Annotated in this window: 16 protein-coding genes; 2 read left to right on the top strand and 14 right to left on the bottom strand. The window is 62.8% G+C overall.

What is annotated here, in order from left to right; translation table 11 throughout:
• Positions 1-24 precede the first annotated feature (24 nt).
• Positions 25-963 (top strand): LysR family transcriptional regulator, encoded by a 939-nt coding sequence (locus AC6H4Z_RS20045; RefSeq protein ID WP_497543736.1) that lies wholly within the window; start codon positions 25-27, stop codon positions 961-963.
• Here AC6H4Z_RS20045 and AC6H4Z_RS20040 read toward each other — a convergent pair.
• The 11 genes from AC6H4Z_RS20040 to AC6H4Z_RS19990 form a co-directional block, all read right to left on the bottom strand.
• A complete protein-coding gene (locus AC6H4Z_RS20040; RefSeq protein ID WP_497543735.1) occupies positions 960-1,799 on the bottom strand; it encodes a carboxypeptidase-like regulatory domain-containing protein in 840 nt (279 codons plus the stop codon). The two genes, AC6H4Z_RS20045 and AC6H4Z_RS20040, sit on opposite strands and share 4 nt — an antisense overlap.
• 143 nt (positions 1,800-1,942) lie before the next feature.
• Positions 1,943-2,911 (bottom strand): quinone oxidoreductase family protein, encoded by a 969-nt coding sequence (locus tag AC6H4Z_RS20035; RefSeq protein WP_497543734.1) that lies wholly within the window; start codon positions 2,909-2,911, stop codon positions 1,943-1,945.
• A gap of 36 nt (positions 2,912-2,947) precedes the next feature.
• Positions 2,948-4,096 carry an acyl-CoA dehydrogenase family protein gene (locus tag AC6H4Z_RS20030; protein ID WP_497543733.1) on the bottom strand — a complete coding sequence of 383 codons (1,149 nt, stop codon included), beginning with the start codon at positions 4,094-4,096 and terminating at the stop codon, positions 2,948-2,950.
• Positions 4,093-4,572: a CbiX/SirB N-terminal domain-containing protein gene (locus tag AC6H4Z_RS20025; protein ID WP_497543732.1), complete on the bottom strand. Its 480-nt coding sequence runs from the start codon at positions 4,570-4,572 to the stop codon at positions 4,093-4,095. Before AC6H4Z_RS20025 ends, AC6H4Z_RS20030 begins: the two co-directional genes overlap by 4 nt.
• A gap of 42 nt (positions 4,573-4,614) precedes the next feature.
• Positions 4,615-6,498 (bottom strand): bifunctional homocysteine S-methyltransferase/methylenetetrahydrofolate reductase, encoded by a 1,884-nt coding sequence (locus AC6H4Z_RS20020; RefSeq protein ID WP_497543731.1) that lies wholly within the window; start codon positions 6,496-6,498, stop codon positions 4,615-4,617.
• Positions 6,495-10,130, bottom strand: a complete 3,636-nt coding sequence (locus tag AC6H4Z_RS20015) for a methionine synthase (protein ID WP_497543730.1) — start codon at positions 10,128-10,130, stop codon at positions 6,495-6,497. Before AC6H4Z_RS20015 ends, AC6H4Z_RS20020 begins: the two co-directional genes overlap by 4 nt.
• A gap of 168 nt (positions 10,131-10,298) precedes the next feature.
• A complete protein-coding gene (locus tag AC6H4Z_RS20010; protein ID WP_497543729.1) occupies positions 10,299-12,692 on the bottom strand; it encodes an ADOP family duplicated permease in 2,394 nt (797 codons plus the stop codon).
• Between the two features lie 116 nt (positions 12,693-12,808).
• Complete coding sequence (locus AC6H4Z_RS20005; RefSeq protein WP_497543728.1) at positions 12,809-13,219, bottom strand: hypothetical protein; 411 nt, start codon at positions 13,217-13,219, stop codon at positions 12,809-12,811.
• Between the two features lie 11 nt (positions 13,220-13,230).
• The gene (locus AC6H4Z_RS20000) at positions 13,231-13,533 is read right to left on the bottom strand and encodes a DUF167 domain-containing protein (protein ID WP_497543727.1); all 303 of its coding nucleotides are present in this window, start codon (positions 13,531-13,533) and stop codon (positions 13,231-13,233) included.
• Positions 13,530-14,111 (bottom strand): YggT family protein, encoded by a 582-nt coding sequence (locus AC6H4Z_RS19995; RefSeq protein ID WP_497543726.1) that lies wholly within the window; start codon positions 14,109-14,111, stop codon positions 13,530-13,532. Before AC6H4Z_RS19995 ends, AC6H4Z_RS20000 begins: the two co-directional genes overlap by 4 nt.
• Before the next feature lie 51 nt (positions 14,112-14,162).
• Positions 14,163-16,364 (bottom strand): prolyl oligopeptidase family serine peptidase, encoded by a 2,202-nt coding sequence (locus tag AC6H4Z_RS19990; protein ID WP_497543725.1) that lies wholly within the window; start codon positions 16,362-16,364, stop codon positions 14,163-14,165.
• A gap of 106 nt (positions 16,365-16,470) precedes the next feature.
• Here AC6H4Z_RS19990 and AC6H4Z_RS19985 point away from each other — a divergent pair, with 106 nt between their 5' ends.
• Positions 16,471-16,947, top strand: coding sequence for an EVE domain-containing protein (locus AC6H4Z_RS19985; protein ID WP_497543724.1), 477 nt, complete (start codon positions 16,471-16,473; stop codon positions 16,945-16,947).
• A gap of 49 nt (positions 16,948-16,996) precedes the next feature.
• Here AC6H4Z_RS19985 and AC6H4Z_RS19980 read toward each other — a convergent pair whose 3' ends face one another.
• From AC6H4Z_RS19980 to AC6H4Z_RS19970, 3 genes are all read right to left on the bottom strand, one after another.
• Positions 16,997-18,370 (bottom strand): citrate synthase, encoded by a 1,374-nt coding sequence (locus AC6H4Z_RS19980; protein ID WP_497543723.1) that lies wholly within the window; start codon positions 18,368-18,370, stop codon positions 16,997-16,999.
• A gap of 88 nt (positions 18,371-18,458) precedes the next feature.
• On the bottom strand, positions 18,459-18,767 hold the full coding sequence (locus AC6H4Z_RS19975; protein WP_497543722.1) for a hypothetical protein: 309 nt from the start codon (positions 18,765-18,767) through the stop codon (positions 18,459-18,461).
• A gap of 43 nt (positions 18,768-18,810) precedes the next feature.
• On the bottom strand, positions 18,811-19,506 hold the full coding sequence (locus AC6H4Z_RS19970; RefSeq protein ID WP_497543721.1) for an A/G-specific adenine glycosylase: 696 nt from the start codon (positions 19,504-19,506) through the stop codon (positions 18,811-18,813).
• Between the last annotated feature and the right edge of the window lie 16 nt (positions 19,507-19,522).

The raw sequence follows: 19,522 nt of genomic DNA, 5'->3' as shown, positions 1-19,522 counted from the left end.
GACGGCACCAACCGGAACGCCACGATGATCCTCGAAGTAAAGCATCTCCAGCTCGTTGAATCCGTGGCCGCGTACGGTACGCTCACCAACGCGGGCAAGCATCTCAATCTCACCCAATCGGCGCTCAGCCATCAGTTGGTCGAGCTCGAGCGCCGACTGGGGACGCCGCTCTTTCACCGCGTTGGGCGGCGTCTCGTGCCGACGCTGGCCGGTGATCGCCTGCTGCGGTCGGCAACGCGCACGCTGAGCATTCTCCGTAGAACTGAGAGTTCTCTAAAGCGAATTGCTGCCGGACATGAGGCGCTCCTCCGGTTCAGCACGGCGTGCTATACGACATACCATTGGCTGTCACCGTTGCTCGAGGAGTACGCGCGTCGCTGCCCGAACGTCGAAGTCCAGGTCGTTGCGGAGGCAACCAGGCGACCGATCGAAGCGCTGCTCGCTGGCAAGATCGATGTGGGGATCGTCAGCGATTTCGCGCCGGACGATCGCATCGAGTTCTTTCCGCTCTTCAAAGACGAGATCGTGCTCATCGTGCCGCCGACGCATCGGCTGGCGCTGCGCCCCTACGTCACGGCGCAGGACTTCGTCGATGAAAATCTGCTCGTATACACGGAGCCGAGGAGCGACAACTCGATCTTTCAGCGCGTGCTCGACCCCGCGGGCGTCGTGCCTCGCCGTGTGTCGGCAATTCAGCTTACCGAGGCGATCGTCGAAATGGTGAAGGCGGGTCTGGGCGTTGCCGCGCTCGCGCGTTGGGCGGTCGAGCCCTACGTCCGCGCCGGCAGTCTCGTGGGCGTGCGCGTCACTCCCGAAGGGCTGCATCGTACCTGGCACGCGGCGACACTCAAACAGCAGGTGCCGCCGCTGTACGTGCGCGAGTTCTGCCGGCTTCTCTCCGCCGGCCCGCTCGCCGTTTCCAACGAGTCGAGCCGGGATTTGCGGCGCGAAGCGACGAGCTAGTGGTGATCGTGGTGAGGATCGAGTGCTTGGCTCACAACGAAACTGCCAACGTTCTCTTGATACGTCACGCCAGGTTGTAGAGTCACGAAGATCGCGTTGTTATTGCCTACAGCCGCCATCGACGTATCGAAACAGTCGTGGTAGACCATCTCGCGAATGTGCTCGGGCGCTATGTCCGACAGGACGGATACGGGCCAGTACGAGAAACGCGCACCCGGCGGAAGGCCGACAAGCGCCGTTGCTGCTGCGATTCCTGTCGGATAGAGTGGCAGCCGAATGCGTTTGCCGTTCACCCAGATTTGGAGTGCGCCGGTGGCGCAACCGCCGCGACTGGTCAGCATGTCCGGACGCAATCGTTTCACGACGTCCCAGCCATTGTACAACGGCATGTCGGCGGCCTCGATGTCATCGGCGTCGAGGTGATAGCTCTTGTATTTCAGACTACTCATGGCCGTGACGCGCATGGGCGCGAGGTCGGCGATGCGGCGCGCTGGAACGAGTACCAGCACAGCAACCGTATCTCGCGGACCGGCATCGAAGAAGCGATCGCCGCGGGGGTAGCCGATCTTCCGCATCGTGAGATGGTAGTCCGCCGAATCCTTCAACTCGACGACCAGCGCCGCGTGCCCTGCGGAATCAGTCACGCCTCGCGCGACGACATTGCGTAACGCGCGCGTGATGGTGATTTCCGCTTGGGGAACCGGAACGCCGGCCGAATCGCGCGCGGTGATTTCGACGACGGCATGATTCGAGTCCTGGGCGCCAAGTGCAGGCGCGGCTCCGTACGCGGCGATGGCGACGAGAGCGAGGCGAATCGACAACGGGGCGACACGCATACTGCCTCCGAGGCAAAGCGATTCTGTCGGCCCGATCGCCGCGCTCCGTGCGCTCGATGGGCCGCCACTATCGCAATTGTATGCAATACTCCGGCCCACCGCAAAGGTGCCGGAATCACGCCTCTAAACCGGCACCCAACCGCTCACGGAACGAGAATGACCTTGCCTGTCGTTTGTCGCGCCGCCAATGCCGTGTGCGCCGCCGCAGCGTCAGCCAACGAAAACTCGCCGCCGATACGAACGTTCAATTCGCCCCGCTCGACCCAGCCAAGCAATTCGTTCGACCGTTCGAGCAGCTCGACGCGCGTCGCGACGTAATCGTTCAACGTTGGCCGCGTGAGGAACAGCGAGCCCTTCCGATTGAGGATCTGTGGATCGAACGGCGGAACCGCGCCGCTGGACTGGCCGAACAGCGCGAGCAGACCACGACGATGCAAGCTGTCGAGCGACTTGTCGAACGTTGTCTTCCCGACTGAATCGTAGACAACATCCACGCCCTCACCGTTCGTGATGCGGCGCGTCTCCGCAGCGAAATCCTGCGTGGTGTAGTCGATCACCTCGTCCGCCCCGGCGTCGCGTGCGAGCTGCCGCTTTTCCGGCGTCGACGCCGTTCCGATCACGAAGGCCCCGCGTCTTTTGGCGATCTGACACAGGAGAAGTCCGACGCCCCCAGCGGCGGCATGCACAAGGATTCGATGTCCCTTGGCCAGTGGGAACGTCGACGTCGCGAGATAGTGCGCCGTCAAACCCTGGAGGCAGAGAGCCGCAGCCTGCTTGGTGCTGACGCCCTTGGGGATCCGGACCGCGCGCTCCTCCGTGACAAGCGCTTGCTCGGCGTACGCACCCTTCACGGCCTGGGACATCACGCGATCTCCGACCGCGAACTCAGTCACGCCGCTACCGATCTGCCGCACGACGCCCGCTGCTTCTGCACCGGGCGTGTATGGTCGCGCCATAGGGTACGCCCCAGCGCGCTGATAGATCTCGATGAAGTTGACGCCGATCGCTTCGACGTCGATCAACAACTCGCCGGGCCCAGGCACTGGCGCCGCTACTTCATCGACAACCAAGACCTCAGGCCCACCCGCGTCGTGAACTCGAATTGCTCGCATTCTGAGACCTGAGACCCGTGACCAGAGACCTGTGACCTACTTCAACATTCCCTTCGCAATCGTCTGCAACTGCATGTTGCTCGTGCCCTCGTAGATCGCGCCGATCTTCGCATCGCGATAGAACTTTTCGGCCGGATAGTCCTTCGTGTATCCGTAACCGCCAAAGAGCTCGAGCGAGATCGACGTCACGCGCTCGGCCACCTGCGACGAGAAGAGCTTGGCCATTGCGCCTTCCATGGCGATGTCACGGCCGGCGTCCTTGAGACGCGCCGCGTTATACACCATGAGACGAGCCGCTTCGACTTCCGTACGCGCCTGTGCGAGCTGAAACTGAATGCCCTGGAACTCAGCGAGCTTCTTTCCGAATTGCGTCCGCTCTTTCACGTATTCGGTGGCCGCGCGCAACGCGCCGGCAGCGGTGCCGATCATCTGAGCGCCAATGCCGATGCGTCCTTCGTTCAGCGTCTCGATGGCGATCTTGTAGCCCTGACCCACGGGGCCGAGCACATTCTCGAGCGGTACTTCGACGTCGTCGAGAATAAGCTCGGTCGTGCTCGATGCACGAATGCCGAGCTTGTCTTCCTTCTTGCCAACGCTGAAGCCCTTGAACCCGCGTTCGACGACGAACGCTGTGATTCCCTTGTAGCCGGCCGACGGATTCGCATTGGCAAAGACGACGTAGATCTGCGCCTCGGCGCCGTTGGTGATCCACATCTTTCGCCCGTTCAGAATCCACCGATCGCCGCGCTGTTCGGCGCGCGTCTGCATTCCGAACGCATCCGAGCCGGAGCTCGGTTCGGAGAGCGCGTATGCGCCAACCTTTTCGCCGGTGAGCTGCGGGAGGTACGTCGACTTGATGTGGTCGCTACCGTAGCTGCGGATTGGATAATTGACGAGCGTGTTCTGCACGTCCATCAGAATCGCCGCGGCGGGATCGACCTTGCTCAGCTCCTCGACGCCGAGCGCGATCATGAAGCATGAACCGCCGGCGCCGCCGTATTCCTCGGCGACCTCGATTCCCATGAGGCCCATCTCGAAGAATTTCGTGATGAGCGACGGATCGATCTTGCCGTCGCGCTCCATTTGCTGCACGCGCGGTCGAACCTCATCGTTTGCGAAGCCAGCGATGGCGTCGCGAAACATCTCTTCGTCGTCTGAGAGAACGGTCAGCGGGATGTGCGTCATGCGGCTCCGGCAGATTGTTCGATGCGCGCCCTGCCGGTGCACGCGGCGCCACACTCGCCGACGGTCCCGAGCGGTTCCCAGCAGCGGCAGGTGTCATCGGTGACACGGTTCACGACGTCGACGCCAGAACGTTGGGCGACGACTTCGGCGAGTAGCGCGCTCATACCGAATGCTTCGGTGACGCGATACGTGATGCGAGGAAATTCAGCGGCGGCTTCGGCAACCATGCGCGGGATGTCGCGCGTGGAGTGCTTGCCCGGCGAGAGCATGTACGGAAACGCGACGATGTCGGTGGCGCCGTCGCGAACGCAGGCCGCAAAACCCTGAGCGATCGTCGGCTCAGCGAGTTCCATGTGGGCAAAGTTGACCAAAACGTCATCACCGACCATGTGCTGCAGCAGGTTGGCCATGCACACGAGCATGTGATTGGCCTCCTCGCGCACCGACCCGTGGTCGATCAGGAGAATCGAACGCATGCGAGAGAATATACAGCGAGCGATGGGGCCGCGGACTGGCGCCTAGAGCGTGTCCGCGAGCACCTCGAGCGCCAATTCGACCTTGCCGAATGGTGCCGAAACCTGTACGCCCTGGACGAGGGGACGAATGCGATCGAGCATCTCCCGGGCGATGGCGATTCCCTCGGCGATGGCGTGCTCTTTGGACTTGTCGTTCGCCCGACGCATCCGCGCGATGACCTCGTCGGGAACTGAGACACCCGGGACTTCATTGGCCAGAAACTCGGCGTTCCGCACGGAGACGAGCGGCCAAATTCCTGCGATGATCGGGATGTGACGGTCGCCAACGCGCGAGAAGAAACGTTCGAGCTGAGAAGTGTCGAACACCGGCTGCGTGATCGCGAACTCGGCGCCTGCGTCGACCTTCCACTCGAAGCGGCGAAGTTCGTGATCGGGGTCGATCGCTACGGGGTTTACACCGACGCCGATCGCGAATCGCGTGGGCTGACCGATCGGATTTCCACCCGGATCGAGGCCGCGATTGAGGTTGTCGACGAGGTTCGTGAGCCCGATCGCATCGACGTCGAAGACCGCCGTCGCGTCCGGGTATGGCCCCATCTTCGGCGGATCACCGGTGATGACGAGCAGGTTCCGAAGTCCGACCGCCGACGCGCCCAACAAGTCGCTGAGCATGCCGAGCAGGTTGCGATCTCGGCAGGCGTAGTGCGTGACTGTCTCGATGCCGACCTGTTGCTCGATGAGCACGCTCGTCATGAGCGCGCCCATGCGGCTCTGCGCGCGCGGACCGTCGGGTACGTTCACGGCGTCGACCCCCGCCGTCTTGAGTCGGCCGGTGTCGCTGAGCATGCGGGTGGCGTCCACACCGCGCGGCGGTACGATCTCGACGGACGTCACGAACTGTCCGCGCGCGAGTTTGCCCGCCCAGCGTGACCGCTCGGCGAACGGCACCGCGTCGACTCCGACTTCGCGACGGGTCTGCACTTCGGTGACGCGTTCTACTGTGGCGCTTCCCGCTTCGCGCTTGCCACCCGCTGAAGCCAATCGCGGAGCCAACGGTCGAATGCCTTCAACCATCGCGTGGATGTGGTCGGGCGTCGTACCGCAGCAACCGCCAATGATCTTGGCGCCTGCCTGAACGAGATGCCGCGCGTACGTCGCCATGTACTCCGGGCTCGCCATGTACATGCTGCGGCCGCCGACTTCGCGCGGCATTCCGGCGTTTGGCTGCGCGCTCAACTTTCGATGCGTCTGCGGCGCCATCTTCTCGATGCACTCGAGAATCGTCTGCGGACCCACCGAGCAGTTGAGTCCAATTACGTCCGCGCCGAGCGTCTCGAGCGCGCGGACGACGTCTTCGGGTGAGGCTCCGTAGGGCGTGAGACAGTCGGCGCCGATCGTCATCTGCGCTATGATCGGCTTGTCTGATGCGACGGAGCGTGCTGCACGAATTGCCTGTTCGACTTCGTCGAGATCGCCGAACGTCTCGAGAATGAACAGATCGACGCCGCCCTCGACCAGTCCTTCCATTTGCTCGCGGAAGAACGCCTGCGCTTCGTCTTTGCTCGTTGGACCGTACGGCTCGAGACGAAGACCGAGCGGCCCAACTGCGCCCGCAACGAGCGCACGATCGCGCGCCGCTTTGCGGGCAACTTGCGCCGCCGCGCGGTTCAACTCGCGGACCTGCGTCTCCAGGCCGTACTGCGTGAGCTTGGGCCGACTCGCGCCAAAGCTATTCGTCTCGATGACGTCAGCGCCGGCGTCCACGTACTGGCGATGGATCTGCTCGACCATCTCTGGCGCGCGCAGGTTGAGCTCATCGTAGCACTGATTGATGAACACGCCCTTGCCGTACAGCATCGTGCCCATCGCGCCATCGAAGACGATGATTGCGTTGGGATCGAGTACGCGCTCGAGGGTCGCGTTCACGCCGACGCTCCGCTGCCTTCGCCGCGCACGGCGTAGTACTTCGCCTGCGGATGGTGCACGATGATCGCGGCCGTGCTCTGCTCGGGAATCAGTTGAAACGCGCTCGTGAGCTCCATGCCGAGTTCACGATCCGCGGGCAGAATCTTGAACAGCTGTGCATGATCCTCGAGGTCAGGGCACGCGCCGTAGCCCCACGAGTAGCGCTTGCCCTGACCAGCAGGAACGCCGAGCTCGTGGCGCATTTTGCGATGCATCCATTCGGCGACGGCTTCCGCTGTTTCGACCGCGAGTCCGTGCACGTAGAACGCTTCGGTATATTCGCCGGCGTTCTGGAGCGTCTGAAAGCGCTCAGTCGCCACGTCACTCACCGTGACGATCTGGAAACCGACCACGTCGACGTCGCCTGATTCGGCAGCACGGAAATAGTCGGCGATGCAGAGGCGATCGCGACCTTCCTGACGAGGAAAGTGAAAGCGCGCGATCTCGGCCGTGCTGCCATCCTTGGCGTATGCGTCTGGATCGTAGACGACAAGATCGTTCCCTCGCGTTTGCACGGGGAACAACCCGTAGATCGCTCGCGGTTTCAGCCAGCCGTCGCACTTCGCCGATTCCTTGAGACGTGCGAGCGTCGGTTCGAATTCGCGGCGAACCATCTCTTCGAACTCGGGCCCCGATCCGCGGCCGCCCCACTGCAGGCGATACAACTCGTCGAGATCGAGCAGCGAAAAGACTTCGTCGAGGGGAATGTCGTTCAGCGTGCGCGTTCCAAAGAACGGCGACGCCGGTACCGGATTGTCGCTCGACACGTCACTGCGCGCGCCGCCAGACGTTCCGGCCGAGGTATCCTTGCCGACGTTGGTCGCGAGGAATTTGTCATTGCGCGCGTCGTCCATGAGCTTGGAGACGAATGCGTCGCGTCGATCCTCGTCCTGCAGCTGGTCCATCGTCTCGAGGCCTTCGAACGCGTCTTTGCAGTAGAACACGCCCGGACCGTAAGTGCGATCGCCCTCGACGAACAGCGCACGACGGCCGAACCGTCGATTGATCGCCGCGCCGCCGATGAGCACGGGCAACTTGAGTCCCCGGCGATCGAGTTCCTGCACGCACAACGGCATCTGCTTCGACGTCGACACGAGCAGCGCCGACAGACCGATCGCGTCGGCGTTCACCTCGATCGCCTTCTCGACGATCGTGTTGACGGGCACCTGCTTACCGAGATCGTAGACCGTGTAGCCGTTGTTGGAGAGAATCGTATTGACGAGCGATTTGCCGATGTCGTGCACGTCGCCGTACACCGTCGCGAGCACGACGCGCCCCTTGGTGTAACCCTCGGCGCGCTCGAGAAATTGTTCGAGATGTTTGACGGCCTTCTTCATGGCTTCGGCCGACTGCAGCACGAACGGAAGAATGAGCTCGCCCGCACCGAATTTGTCGCCGACTTCTTTCATGGCCGGCAACAGCACTTCATTGAGCACGCGTACAGGTTCTTCGCGCACTCTCGCGAGATCGAGCGCCGCTTCGATTCCTTCCTTTTTCCGGTGCACGATCATCCAGTGCACCTTCTGCTCCGGCGTCATCCCCGCAGTCGGATCTTCCTTGCCTTCCGCCGCCGCTTCGCGCTTGCCGCTCTTGTCGAAGTGCTCGATGAAGCGCTGCAGCGCGTCGGGCCGGCGATTGAACACCAGGTCGTCGGCCAGCGCGCGCTCGTCGGCCGAGATCTCAGCGTAAGGCTGAACGTGTGCCGGATTCACGATCGCCATGTCGAGTCCTGCTTCGACACAGTGGTGGAGGAACACTGAGTTGAGCACGGCGCGCGCTTCGAGCGCGAGACCAAAGCTCACGTTCGACACGCCCAAGCTCGTGAACACACCCGGCAACTCTCGCTTGATGAGCCGAATGCCTTCGATCGTTTCGACGGCCGAGTCGATCCATTCTGGATCGCCCGTCGCGAGCGTGAAGGTGAGATCGTCGTAAATCAAATCGCCGGCTGCGAGACCGTATTCTCCGACGACGATATCGTAGATCTTCTTCGCGACCTCGAGCTTTCGCTCGCGTGTCTTGGCCATGCCGATCGGATCGATCGTCAGCGCGACGAGCGCCGCGCCATGTTTTCTGGCGAGCGGCACGACACGATCGATGCGCTCGCGACCATTCTCCATGTTGATGGAGTTGATGATCGCGCGTCCCGGAATTGCCTCGAGCGCGCGCTCGATCACCGCGGGCTCGGTCGAGTCGATCATGATCGGCGCGTCGACGGTCATCGACAGCAGCTTCACGACCTTCGCCATCTGCTCCGCTTCGTCAGCGCGCTCGGTAACGGCGACGCACACGTCGAGCACGTGGGCGCCTGACTCCACCTGCTCGCGTGCCACATCGCCGATTGCTTCGTAGTCGTCGGCCAACAAGAGTCGCTTGACCTTACGCGACCCCTGCGCGTTCACGCGCTCGCCGATGAGCAGCGGCTTGGGATTCTGATCGAAGTCGGTTGCGCGCATGGCGCTCGAAGCGCGCGGGACCTTGGAGGTGTGGTTTGCTCCCGGGCGGTAGTCATCCTCTGGTCGCGAAGCGACCGGAGGATCTACTTTCGTCGCGCCTGTGACAGACGTCGCGGTACGCACACTAGGTCCTCCGATCGCTTTCGCGATCAGAGGATGACTGGCGATCGCGGCAAGGTGCTCCGGCCTCGTACCGCAGCACCCGCCAACGATCCGCACGCCGAACTGCTCGACGAATTCGCCGAGCATGTCAGCCATCGGCTCGGGCTCGAGCGGATAGACGGCGTCGCCAGTTCCGGTATTCAGCGGCAGTCCAGCATTCGGAATGCACGACACCGGTCGCGTCGAATTCTCGGCCAGGAAGCGGATCGGTTCGCGCATGTGCTCCGGTCCCGTCGAGCAATTGAGACCGATCACATCCACGCGCAGCGATTCGAGCGTCGTCATCGCGCTGGCGATGTCGGTGCCGAGCAGCATGCGTCCGCTCGTATCGAGCGTTACCTGCGCCTGAATCGCGACACGCCGTCCGATCTCGGCGAACAGCTGCTCGAAGCCGGCGATTGCTGCCTTCACTTCGAGAATGTCCTGGGCCGTCTCGACGAGCAGTACGTCGACACCGCCTTCGACGAGATACTTCGCCTGGATGTAGTAGTTCTCGACCAACTCGCCGAATGTCGTATTCGACAGTACCGGATCGCTGCTCGAGAGCAGCAGCCCCGTTGGGCCAATGGATCCGGCGACGAAGCGATGCTTGTCGGGCGTGGAGTATTTGTCGCACGCCGCACGCGCGAGTCGCGCTGCGGCCACGTTCAGTTCACGCGTCTTTTCCTCGATTCCCCATTCGCGCAGCCGATGCGGAGTCGATTGGAAGGTGCACGTCTCCACGACGTCGCATCCAACAGCGAGGAACGACTCGTGGATGGACTGGATGATGTCGGGGCGAGTCAGGACAAGATGATCGTTGCAGCCTTCGAGCGCCTTCCCGCCAAAGTCCTCTGGCGTAGGATGGTGCAGCTGAATGTTCGTCCCCATCGCGCCGTCGTATACCAACACGCGATCCGCCAGGGCGCGCAGGTAAGCGCTTGGCTCCGTGGTGTGAGGCGTGCTAGCCGGAATGACACTGCTCGTTTGCGACATCGACCTGGTCGGACAAAAAGAAATGCCCGGAACGCAAGCGCCCGGGCTGGCGCTTTAGCGGAGTTTTTAGTGTGGCCGCAAGTTGCCGGAAATCGCCACATACAACGGTTGTTCTCTATAGTGTAGTCACGTGTGGGCCGACGGTGAAGGGTCAGGCCCGAAAGACGCTCAGCCCTCGCGCATCGCCCTGACTGGATCGATCTTGGCCGCGCGCAGTGCCGGAACGAGCGTCGCCACGGTTGCTGCGACGCCGAGACCGACGACGGCGCCGATCAGGGTCGCTGGGTCGAGCGGAGCGACACCAAACACGACCGCGCGGAGCTGGCGCTGTGCGAGAACGGTCATCAAAAGCCCCGCTGCGGCACCGCCGCCGACGAGCCAACTCACTCGCTCCACCAGATCCCACACGACGCGCTTCGGATCTGCGCCCAGCGCAATCCGAATTCCGATCTCTCGACGTCGCGTGGTCACCGCGAGTGCAACGAGACCGTAGAGTCCGACAACCGCGAGTGCCACGGCCGCCGCACCAAATGCGGCGATCATCTGCGTCTGTAACCGCGTCTGCCCGAGCGTCGCGCCGAGGTTGTCCTCGAGCGGCATGATGCCAAAGACGGCCCGATTCGGGTCGATGCTGTGCACCACGGACCGGATGCTCGCGAGTAGAGCGCGCGGGTCACCCGCGCCGCGCACGACGTACTCCGGGTCGGGCCAGTCGCCCAGGCCGATGCACGCGTAGAGATACGGAACGGCCGGTGATCGAAGATTGTCCTCGCGAATGTCGTCGACGACGCCGACGATTTCCATCGGAGCGCCCGGCTGTCCCTCCAATCGCACGAAGCGTCCGACGACGCCCCGGCCCTTGGTGTACGTCTCCACGAAACGGCGATTGACGATTGCCTTGGGTGTCGCGCCACGAATGCTCGTGATCTCGGGACACGTTGCCCCGCTGGACATTCGAGCGCCGAGTGCCTGAAAGTATCCGCTCGTGACGCTGCGCTCGCCGACGGTGAGCTTGTCCGCGTTGGAAGGTCCGTCGGCATCAGGAGCATCTTGTAGATGCACCTGATAGCGAATCGTCGCGTTCGAAGCTGGTAAGAAATTGCTAAAGCCCACTGCGGTCACGCCGGGAAGGTTTGCGAGCTCGGTGACGAACCGCTGCTGCATCTGTCCGACTGCGGTGCGATTCTCATCCCACGCTGCTCCAACATGAAATGTCGCCGAGCGCGACGCGTCGAAGCCGGGATCCGTGTGTGAGAGCGCGTAGTAGCTCCGAAGCATCAGCCCAGTACTGCAGAGCAGTAGTGTCGCGATCGCGATCTGACCACCGACGAGAAGCTGTTGCGACCGACTATCGGATGAATTGCCGCGGCTCGTTCGTGATAGAGTGGCGCCCGCCTGGCGCCGAGTGGATCTCCAAGCCGGCACGGCGCCGCAAACGAGAGCGGCCAATGCTCCACTGAGCGACGCGACGGCGAGCGCGCGCCAGTCGATCGACAGCCCGGCCGTTCGAGGCAGCGATGTCAGCGCCGCAGACGCAACGCGCAAGAGCACGATATCGGCGACAATCGCGACGAGCGTCGCAACGCCGACGAGAATGAGAACTTCCTGAACGACGCCGGACACCACCTGTGCGCGCGTGGCGCCGAGAAAACCGCGAATCGCGAGCTCGCCCTCTCTGCGCTGTAGTTGCGTCAGCATCAGTCCCGCCGTGTTGGCGAGCGCGATCAGCAGCAGCAGCGCGACCGAACCGAGAATGAACACGAGCGGATCGCGGTACTGGCCGACGCGGCTTGTCTTGAGGTCGGTGAGCTGCGCAGACCAGTCCTTGTCAGTTCTCGGAAACTGCTTGCCCAGCTCGCCCTGCACGCGCGCGAGATCGCGCTGCGCGGCCGCGATCGTAACGCCGCGCTTCATGCGGCCAACGCCCGTGTAGAACCGGGCGTCGCGAATTTGCATCAGCGACGCTGGCGTCTGCGCTGGAATCCAGAGGTCCACGCCGCGGTCGGCAAACGTCGGCGGCATGACGCCGACGATCGCGTAGCTGCGACCACCGAGTGTCAGCCGTCGAGTGAGAATGTTTGGACTGCGCTGAAATCGGCGCGCCCATAGATCGTCGCTGATCACCGCCGAGGCAGGTCCGGCGTTCACGTCTTCCTCAGGTACGAACGTTCTGCCTACGACCGGACGAACGCCGAAGACGGAGAAGTACCTTGGCGACACTCGTCGCGACGCCAGACGCTCCGGCGAATCGCCGCTCGTCTCCGTGACATTCTCGCCGTAGCTCCCGGCGATTCCGTCGAACGTGCGATTGAGCTTGTTCCAGTCCTCGATTCGCGCTGGCGCGAGCAATCCGGCCGCGTCGGTCTTCGATGTATTGGCTTCGAGAACCAGGACCAGGCGGTCGGGCTCAGGATAGGGCAGCGTCTTGAGGACGGCCGCGTCGACTATCGAAAAGACGCCGGTGGTGGCGGCGATGCCGGCGCCGAGGATGAGGATTGCACTGATGGCAAATCCGGGGCGGCGGGCAAGACTCCGCGCCGCTTGGGTCCAAGGTCGGAGCATGATCCGGTCGGTGAAGGGCAGGTGGTGAACTGATTTACCAACCCTTCTGACACGGTCCGATCGGGAAAGGTTGGGCGTCTAGAGTGTCGCCCAACGACCAGCTATTACGGCGTTGCTTAGCGCTCGACGCGGAGGTTGTCGCCGTCGTCGATTTCGCGGCCTCGCGCCTTGGCGCGCTCACCGACGTGCTGCACGAGCGCGAACAGACGGTTGCGTTCGAGGGGAAGCGTCAGGTCGGCCAGCACGACGCGCTGTACCGTTGGCGACAGCGTGACGAGCGAACTGCTGACCTCGCGAAAGAGCACCAACGCTCCACCCGGCGCGAGCGGAACGCTCAGCGCTTCAGCGCTCGACTCGGCGGCAAGTCGTCGGCTGATGACGGCGACGAGCGGCGCCTCGTGAGTCGCGAGTTCTCGCGCGTCGTGCAGTGTCTGCGCGACGACCGGCGTGAATCCGAGTGCGGCGAATGATTGAGCGAGCCCCTCGAGGAGCGCGAGCTCTCCACCGACCAACAGAATCTGCGTCATGGACTCCTGCATCAACGTCCGGTGGTTTGTGCGACGTCAAGCACCGCTTGGGCGGTCACTCCGTCGATCTCGACAACCTTCGAGCGCGAGGCCTCACCGGCGAGAATTCTAACAGATCTTCTCGGCACTGCGAAGATGCTCGCGAGAAAAATCACGAGTGCGTCGTTCGCCGCGCCATCAACCGGCGGGGCAGCGACACGAATCTTGATGGCATCTCCGTACAGTCCAGCGACTTCGGTGCGCGACGCGCGCGGTTGTATACGAATTTGAAAGCGCACTCGGCCATGCGCCTCGGTGATGCTCAGACCGCTCAAGGAATTCCGAGCGCGCTCTGCAGCAGGTTCAACAGGAACCAGGCGATCAACGGCGTCAGATCGATCATACCGACGAGCGGAATGATTCGGCGTAGCGGCGCCAGCATCCACTCCGTGAGCACGAACGCCCACCGAATCCACTTCGAGAACGGTGAGATCGGCAGCCACGACGCCAGCACGCGAACCAGCAGCGCGAGCCGGAAAATCGAGAAGACCCAGGAGAGGAGAATCATCGGGATCCGCGACGGTTCGTTCAGTCCGAACAGTGCCTGCGCGAGGATGGAGCCGACCAACTGCATGAGCGAGATCAAGAGAATCCCGCCAACGATGACAGCTGCAAGCGCCCACCAAGGAGCTGCCGACGGCGAGCCGCCCGATCGCAGCACCACGCGCTCGACAGGAACCATCATCGGCTCGATCCGCCCGCGAAAGAAACGCGCGACGCGGTTGAACGGATTGATGCGGCGCGTTCGGACCGCCCAATCGAATGCGCAGACCGCCGCGACGAGGATCGCGAGATACAGCAGGACGGTCCGAGTGACGGCGACTGCCTCGGCGTATGCAGCGAGCACGCTCATGCCGTAAACCTAGTGCAGAGTTCAGGGTGGGAGGGGCTCAGGACCCGAACCCTATTTCTTGAGCGCATTGATCAGGAACGCCAGCCTGTCAGCGCTCGCCGCGATTTGCCGGGAGATCGGAATCGTCGAGGCGTCGCCCTGGTCGGGCTCCACGCGCAACAGAATCGGAGCAGGGCCAGCCTGGGCCGCCTGAAGTGCCGCCACGAATTTATAGCTGTGTGCCGACGCGATCACGTCGTCGCGCTCGCCGGCGGAGACGAGCGTCGCCGGGTAGCGCGTCCCCGCTCGGACGTTCTGCAGGGGCGAGTAGGCGAGCAGCGCTCGTAGGTCGGCCGGTCGGTCCGGCGAGCCAAACTCCGGTATCCAGGTGGCGCCGATGGTGAAGCGCGAAAAGCGCGTCATATCGAAGAGTCCTGCGTCGGTGACCACCGCGCCAAAGAGCTCCGGGTGCTGCGTCATCGCCGCGCCCGCGAGTAGGCCCCCGAATCCGCGGCCCGAAATGCCCAACGACGCTGCCCGCGTGTAGCGCTGGCTTATCAGGAATTCAGCCGCCGCGATGAAGTCGTCGATTGCCGCCTGCTTCCGCGCTCCGGTCGCTGCGTCGTGCCATGCACGTCCGTACTCGCCGCCACCGCGCACGTTTGCGACCGCGTACACGCCGCCGAGTTCGAGCCAGGCAGCGACTTCGGGCGAAAACACCGGGGTTGCCGACTCGTTCATGCTCCCGACGGCGCTCAGTAGTGTTGGCCGCGTTCCATCGAGCGTGAGGCCGCGTTTTGCCGTGATGAACATCGGCACACGTGTTCCATCCTTGCTCGTGTAGAACAGCTGCGTCGTCTCGAAATGCGCTCCAAGGTCGTCGGTGCGCGGCTCCTTGTACGGCGACGCGGTTCGCGTTTCGAGGTCGTACCGATAAATCACCGGCGGCTGCACGAACGACGTGTATGTGAAGTAGAACTCACGCAACTCCGCGCGCGGATTGAGCTCGGTGACAGTGCCGACGCCAGGAAGTTGCACGGTGCCTCGAACGCCACCGTCCAGCGCAAGGAGCTCGAGTACCGAGTGCGCGTCGTGAAGGTGGTGCGCCACGAAACGGTCGTCCACTCGACGAACGTCGATCAAGGGATCGTATGTCTCGCGAATTACGGGCGTCCAGCGGTTCACGTCGGGCGTGTTGATGTCGACGGCGACCAGCCGATTTCGCGGCGCACCCTTTGAGGTGCGGAGATAAAACACCGGACCCTGGTTGGCGACGAAGTCGTACAGGGCGTCGCCGGTGTCGAACAGTTTTACGAGCGGCGCGCCAAGGTTCGGCCGCTTCGGATTGTCGAGGTCGATAAAGTACAGGCGATTGTGTAGCTCGGTGCCGGAGCGCAACGCAAGGACGAGATACTGACCGTCGTCGCTGACGTCGGCGCGAAGCCGCCAGTCAGGATGATCAGGATTTTCATAAATCAGTTGATCGTCCGACTGCGGCTTTCCCACGCGGTGATAGAACAATCGCTGTCGGCCATCCGGCGCGAGTGGATTGGCCGGCGTGGCCGGCTGCGCAGCATCCGAGCGCACATAGAAAAACCCTCGGCCATCGCGCGTCCAGGAGAGCGGACCGTCTTTGATTCCCGTGAGTTCATCGCCGATGTCCTGCGCGGTGCGAACGTCGCGAATGCGCACCGTCCGAGATGATCCACCGCGAGTCGAAGTCGCGTAGGCGAGGTAGCGTCCGTCTGTCGACGGTGCCTGGTCGAGCACGGGGATCAAACCGTCTTTGGAAAAGCTGTACGGATCGATCAGAACGTGCGGCAACGCGTCCGTCCGCTCCTGCACGTAGAGCACGGACTGATTTTCCAGGCCACTGTTCTCGTAGAAAAACAGCCGGTCCCCGGCGGCGAAGGGCGCGCGGATTTTCGGATATGTCCAGGAGCGCGTGACCTGCTCGAGCACCGCGGCGCGCTGCGGCAACTGCGCGAGATAGGCTTCGGTGAACGCGTTCTGGCTGGCGACCCACCCCTGAACGGCAGAGGAGCTCACGGCCTCGAGCCATCGGTACGGGTCGGATACCCGAATGCCGTTCAGATCATCGGCCTGCGCCCCACGAGCCGACGGCGGGTAGTGCCCCCCGACGCTGCCTGGCTGCGGTGCCTGCGCAGCCAGCACGCCAGCCCCCAGGGCCGCAACACTCGCGTGCCGGAGGACTGCTTTGCCCGGGAGGCGAAGCACCATTCGGATCAACCGTGCGACCAAAGGGGACGCCATGCTCCTGGAATGAAACCGCCAACGAGGCAAATTAACTGTGCGACTGCTCACTAGTGCGTGAAAAACGCGCGACCAGCGTCACCGCCTTACCCCAATCCTTTGAAAGATGCCAACTCGCCAGCACTGGCTCGTGAAATCAGAACCGAGCGTATTCTCCTTCGACGATCTCGTTGCCGCACCCAAGAAGACGACGCATTGGGACGGCGTCCGCAATTTCACCGCGCGCAACAACCTTCGCGCCATGAAGCTCGGTGACCTGGTCTTGTTTTACCACTCCAACGCGAATCCGAGCGCCATCGTCGGTGTGGCCGAGGTGGCTCGCGAGGCATACCCCGACGCCGCCGCGTTTGATGCAAAGGACTCGCACTACGACCCCAAGAGCAAGCGCGACGATCCAACGTGGTTCATGGTCGACATCCGCGCCGTGAAACCGCTGCCGAACGCCGTGAGCCTCGACGAGGTCAAGAAAACGAAAGCGCTCGCCGACATGGCGCTTGTTCGCCTGTCGCGTCTGTCAGTTCAGCCGGTTACAGCCGAGGAGTACGAGACGGTGATCAAAATGGCTGCAAAAAAGAAGGGCTGACGCGTACGCGTCAGCCCTCCCTGAGACCTCAGACCAGAGACCAGAGACCTTATTTCCGGATCGCGTCCTTCTTGGCGCTCGGAAAACGATCAGTGAGCTGGCTGGAGAACGGACGCTCTCCGTAGCCGACGTAGATCTGACGCGGACGAGCGATCTTCTGCTCCTTGTCCGTGAGCATCTCTTCCCACTGCGCCAACCATCCCGCCGTGCGCGCCACCGCGAACAGCACGGTGAAGAAATCGGTGGGGAAGGCCATGGAGCGATAGATCAGGCCCGTGTAGAAGTCGACGTTCGGATACAACTTGCGCGACACGAAGTAGTCGTCGTTCAGCGCGGCTTCTTCGAGCTTGAGCGCAATCTCGAGATCCTTGTCCATTCCGACGATCTTGAAAATCTCGTCGGCAAGCTTCTTCACGATCTTGGCGCGCGGATCGTAGCTCTTGTACACGCGATGGCCGAAGCCCATCAAGCGGCTGCCCTTTCCGCCCTTCACTTCGTCGATGAAGGCGGGGACGTTCTTCGGATGACCGATCTCGCTGATCATTCGCAGCACCTGCTCGTTCGCGCCGCCGTGCAGCGGACCGTACAACGCCGCGATACCGGCTGCCGTCGCCGAGAACGGATCGACGCCCGATGAGCCGACGGCGCGAACCGCGTTCGTCGAGCAGTTCTGCTCGTGATCGGCGTGCAGGATGAAGAGAATCTCGAGCGCCTTCACGAACACCGGATTCGCCTCGTACTTCGACTCCGACATGCGAGCGACCATCGAGAGGAAATTCTCGGTGTAGCTCAGATCGTTGTCGGGGTAGATGAAGGGAAGACCCTTCACGTGGCGATAGCAGAACGCGGCAAGCGTCGGCAGCTTGGCGAGCAAGCGCACGATCGAGATGTTGCGCGCTTCCGGATCGTGAATGTTTTTGGCTTCCGGATAGAACGACGACATCGCAGCCACCGCCGAGCACAGCATCGACATCGGATGCGCGTCGTAGCGGAAGCCCTGCAAGAACGTCTTGATGTTCTCGTGCACGTACGTGTGGTACGTGATGTCGTGCACCCACTGATCGTACTCGGGCTGAGCGGGCAACTCTCCATGACGGAGCAGCCACGCGACTTCGAGGAACGTCGCCTTCTCGGCGAGCTGCTCGATCGGATAGCCGCGATATCTGAGAATACCCTTATCGCCGTCGATGAACGTGATCGCGCTCTTGCACGATGCAGTGTTCATAAACGCGGGATCGTACGTCATGAGCCCGAATTCTTCGGGCGACGTTTTGATCTGTCGAAGATCCATGGCGCGCGTCGCCGTATCACCTTCGACGCCGCCCTGTACGATTTGAACTGAGTAGTTCTTGTCGGTCCGAGAATCCTTGATTTCCAGCGTTCCCGTCGCCTTAAGCTCGCCAGATGGCGGCGTGTTACCCATGCTCACGATCTCCCTAGATGGTCTGGTCTTTTGACGTTGGGGGAAATCTACCTAGGCCGGAGCGGGAAGGGTTAAGCCTGCCGTTGTTCTAGTGGGGCGTCACGAAGCCTGGTCGCTTTTCTGGCAACGCCGCCGGCGCGGCGGCTCGCTCTGCCAGCACTTTGGCCGTGAAGCGCTGGGCCTCGGAGATCCGCTCGACTTCCACCGCCACGGTGTCGACCGCGGTATCGATCCGGTTCAGGCGGTCGGCGATCTCTTCCAGTCGCGCGCCAAGCTCGGTACTGACGACCTGACGGCTGCGGCGGCGGAGATAGGTAGTCACGATGCCCGTAAAGCAGCCCATGCCAACGATGATGCACACGAAGAGCATCATGTCCTGCAACACGTTCCGATCCACACTTCCTCCTTCGAAATAATGACCAGCCTGACTCTCGTTCTGACTACGGACGAGAGGCGGCTGGTTGTTTCGAAGCGGTCTTGCAAAGGGTTCGGACCGGACAGCGGTCGCAATGGGCCACTCGCGCGGTACAGACCAGGGCGCCGAGCTCCATGAGCGCCTGATTGTGCGTCCAGGTGACACGGCCAGTGCGAGGCAGAAGCAGCTCGGCCAATCGCCAAACAGTCTTTTGACCCTTGGTCGTTTTGAGGTCCGCCGATGGGGCAAAGACTCGCTTGAGAACACGCGCGACGTTCGTGTCGACCAGGGCAGCGCGACGCTCGTAGGCAAACGACGATACCGCACCGGCCGTGTAGGCGCCGATTCCGGGAAGCTTGCGCAGGGCGTCGGCGTCCGCCGGCAGTGCGCGCTGAGGCTCGCGGCCACCGTCGGTCACCTCATGGGCGAGGCGATGAAGATTCCGCGCCCGGGCGTAGTAGCCAAGTCCTTCCCACGCCTCGGTTACCTGAGTGGGTTTGGCGCGAGCAACGTCGCCGAGGGTCGGAAACTGCTCCAGAAACTCGCCATAGCGTGTGACGACGCGAGAGACCTGGGTCTGCTGGAGCATCAGCTCCGAAACCAGGATTTCGTAGGCATCGCGTGTTCGTCGCCAGGGAAGGTCGCGAGCGTTGCGACGGTACCAAGCCCGAAGCTTCCGGCCAAACTCGATGCGGACCGCGGGGGCGATCGTTGGAGGCATGCGTCAAAGTAGAAGA

Source organism: Leucogemmata humicola (genome assembly GCF_055379415.1).
The sequence above is the reverse complement of the archived record's forward strand: the minus strand, read 5'-3'. Positions and strand labels throughout refer to the sequence as shown.